This is a genomic window from Bradyrhizobium yuanmingense, from assembly GCF_029167105.1.
GTDB classification, from domain to species: domain Bacteria; phylum Pseudomonadota; class Alphaproteobacteria; order Rhizobiales; family Xanthobacteraceae; genus Bradyrhizobium; species Bradyrhizobium yuanmingense_A.
The window spans coordinates 1-2262 of record NZ_JARFML010000098.1; the positions used below are offsets into that span (position 1 = coordinate 1).

1 protein-coding gene and 1 pseudogene are annotated in these 2262 nt (G+C 55.8%); both read right to left on the reverse strand.

Features of this window, described 5'->3' with window-relative positions; translation table 11 throughout:
• Positions 1-203: 203 nt before the first annotated feature.
• On the reverse strand, positions 204-1346 hold the full coding sequence (locus P0R31_RS40530; RefSeq protein ID WP_275521198.1) for an ABC transporter substrate-binding protein: 1143 nt from the start codon (positions 1344-1346) through the stop codon (positions 204-206).
• Between the two features lie 540 nt (positions 1347-1886).
• A pseudogene (locus tag P0R31_RS40535) lies at positions 1887-2135 on the reverse strand (hotdog domain-containing protein); the annotation flags it as partial.
• Positions 2136-2262 lie beyond the last annotated feature (127 nt).

Consider the following 2262-nt stretch of genomic DNA (forward strand, 5'->3'; position numbering starts at 1 on the left):
AGGAAATCCAAAAACCAATTTGCAGGGTTTGGAAGCCTCAAGCCCCAAATCCCTGCAATCTCAAATGCCTCCAAAACCCGAAAACAGACTCCCGCTCAATCGCTTAGAGCCTTGTTCACGGCCGACTGCTTATGGTATCTGACACGGCATTCGAATCCTGGCGGCGGTTTAGAATGGCCCTAATGCAAGGCAAGCAGCCGCGCTTATTGTGCCCGCCATGCCAGCCAACGCTCCTGTATGTGGTCAAAGTTGGTCTTGCCGTCCGGACGTTTCGCCACAAACCAGGCAACGTCGACCAAGAGCGCCTTCGCTGCGTTGTCGGGGTTTATGCTGATCAGCGGAACCAGATCTGCTGGCAAGTACTTTAGCTGATTTATGTTTGGGCCTGGATAACCGGCTCCTTGCGTAAATGCGGCCGCCATTTCGGCTCGATTTACAAATGCAATGAACTTCTGTGCATTTGTGCTGTTCGGCCCCCCCTTTAGAATAGTCCAGTAGTTTTCGCCTACAGACGTAGCGCCGTCCCATACCATGCGAATGCGCGCCCCCTTCTTAATGGCCGCGAGGGCACGGCCATCGAACGCACTCGTCAGCGCGTATTCACGGTTGAGAAGCAATTGGATGGGTTCGCCGCCTGCCATCCACCATTTGCTAATGTGCGGCTTGATTTCGTCAAGCTTCTTGAGCGCCCGGTCGATCTTATCATCGGTCAGTGGCAAGAGATCCTCGTGCGCGACACCATCGGCCATCAAAGCAAACAGCATGTTACGATAACCAACGCTGCCATCGAGGCCCCTCGGGCCCGGATACTCCTTGACATTCCAGAAGTCGGCCCAACTCACTGGGGCACTCTTCGTGAAAGCGCGTTCGTCATAGACCAGCATAGTCGCATTTTTGAATGCGCCGACAGCATCACTAAGGCGGGAGAATTCAGGTACACCTTTTAGCGCCTCGTCGTCCCAGAGGCCGTAGTCAATGGGCACAAACATACCGGTCTCTCGCAGCTCCAAATAGCCTTGAGGTGTGACAAAAGCAGCGTCCCAGTCGACGCGCTTGGCTGCGCTCATCGCTTTGATCTGGGGTTCCGCCAAGTCGGCTGTCACATCGACAACCCTGATGCCAGTCGCCTTTGTAAAGGGGTCAAAGACGTACTTCCGCAAGTTTTCAGTAAACGACCCACCGTAACTGTAAACGACCACTTCGCCGTTGCCCGCAAGCTTATCCTGCGCGAACGCACAAGTGGTGTTGGCGACAAAGGGCACGCTCAGAAATGCCGCCGTTGATCGGAGGAGCAAACGTCGGCTCACGGCACCGTATGGACCCCTACGAGACTCTTGCTCACTCATGGATTTCCCCATTAGAACCCGGCGCATGTTTGGTGTGCTCCAAGGGACGCAATAACCTCGGGTCAAGCGAGATCGTATCTGATGAAATGAGCCGAAATTCACCAATTTCGCCAAACACCACGATGAAATCCGCCTTTCTGCCTCGGTCGGCCCTGCTTAGGTGGAATGAACTGCTCTGCCGTGGAGTGTTCCCTCTTGGCGCCCCGCTGTGTTGATCAATGCCGCCGAGGCGATCACGGGCTGAAGCCAGCACGAAGCGGTGCTCAGCAAAGCTGTCTGTCCCAGAGGAGCAAGGTCATTTGGATGCCGGAGGGTGTCCGGAACGGCGTGTCGGCGCCAGCGACCTTATTCGCTCAAGCTATGAGCACTGGTCATCACCCTGCCCCCTGCACTCCGAATGAGGCCGGAATGTCCACGTCCGTCGTTGGAATATGTCTCCGCATCAATTCATTGCAGCGCGATGTGCTGCTTTCAAACATCTTGCAGCTTGTAGGCACGTGTGAGAGCGAAATCATCTGACCGACAGTCACGGTCATCGTCCTACTGCGACTCGATATTGGCTTGCGTGCGGGCCTTCTGCTTCACTCGTTTGATGGCGCCAGAAAAGGTAAACAGGCGGCCGCTCCCCCGATTTTAGTTCACCTCGGACAAAGATCAGTGAACCGCCGGCGCGGGTGACTTCACCTGTGGGCTCAATCAACTAAGGCCCGCGCGCCACGTCCAGGAATTCCTCGACAAGGAGACGGCGACGCAGGGGCCGTCGAGCAAGCTTGCGATGGCAAACACGCACTAGCACTACTTTGGCAGATTCTATTTGCGCCCGTGTTTTTCAAGGATTTGTTTTCGGCAGTAGGGACACCGTTGAGGCGGCGGCCGAAGGATGAGATCGACGATGGCGTGACGTACGGCGGGCATG

Excerpts from the sequence above, each read along its gene's own strand:
- P0R31_RS40530 (WP_275521198.1), bottom strand. The coding sequence starts at position 1,346 with ATGAGTGAGCAAGAGTCTCGTAGGGGTCCATACGGTGCCGTGAGCCGA.